Genomic DNA, 1116 nt, shown 5'->3' with positions numbered 1-1116 from the left:
CTGTAGAGACAATAAATCGTTTAAAATATGATATTTCACTTGAATACCATATGGATCGATATTAAATTTTTCAACACCAAAAGCCTCACTTAGCATGCCTGCTAAGAATATCTTTTTTATAAGCAAAGCCATTTTTGCATTGCAATAAGTACCCATGTATTTTAAAATTTCAAAAGACATTATCAAACAACTGTATTTATAATAATAAATTTTGGTCAAGAGTCCATCTTTGTTGAATATATTGTAAAGATCTTTTGTATATGGCAATATACTTTTCTCACTTACAGTACCCTCATGAGAACAAATACTATTAGTTCTAATCCTATACGTGTATAATTTTTTATCAAGCACATGTATATATTTTGATTTTGTAAACAAAAGTATACCAAAATGAAAATCTTCAGAGACAATACCATCAATAAATTTTAATTGAATGCGATGTAAATATTCAAAAGAGATCATTCCTTGAATACAAAATGCAAATAGTTTATTACCCAATCTTTCCATTTCCTCAATCCATTCAAGCGAAGAAATGATTGTTTTGTTTTTTAAAATCATCCAAGTATGGTTTTCAACTTCTTCTATAGGTTTCTCGATATCATCATAAAATCTTTTCCAATCAAACCACACCACTTCTACCCCATCCATTCTAGGTACACATTCTTCTATGCAGTTTAATTCCCAATAATCATCAGAATCTAAAAAGATAATATAATCTATAATAGGATAAGTAAAGTTAGTTAAATCTTGTTCATTATTAAAAGCTTTATAGCTTTTATATACAGTATATATTTCATAAGGATTATTACCTTCTATATTAAATTCTATTAAAGAATTTTCTTTTATAGTTTGAGTTTTATTTTTGAGTTTATATTCTCCACTAAAATACTCTATACCTACATTTCTTGCACTACTTAAACCACCATTTTTTTTATCAAAAAGAGTAATTCTTTTATCTTTTAGAGTGTATTCTTTTGCAATATTGAGTGAGTTTTCATCTGTGCTACCATCATTTACTAGTATGATTTCTAAGTTAGTATAAGTTTGATTGATTACACTATCTAAACATTCTTTTAGATATTTTTCTACATTGTATATAGGGATTACTACGCCTAC

At 26.7% G+C, this 1116-nt stretch carries 1 protein-coding gene; it reads right to left on the bottom strand.

Annotated elements, in window-relative coordinates; translation table 11 throughout:
* A partial coding sequence (locus L8W64_RS08845; protein WP_263673551.1) for a glycosyltransferase family 2 protein occupies nucleotides 1-1116 on the bottom strand: 1116 nt, incomplete at both ends.

Origin of the sequence: Campylobacter sp. IFREMER_LSEM_CL1097 (genome assembly GCF_025772225.1) — a bacterium.
In the GTDB taxonomy this organism is placed as follows: Bacteria; Campylobacterota; Campylobacteria; order Campylobacterales; family Campylobacteraceae; genus Campylobacter_D; species Campylobacter_D lari_D.
Note: the sequence above shows the minus strand (reverse complement) of the source record. Positions and strands in the feature narration are given on the sequence as shown.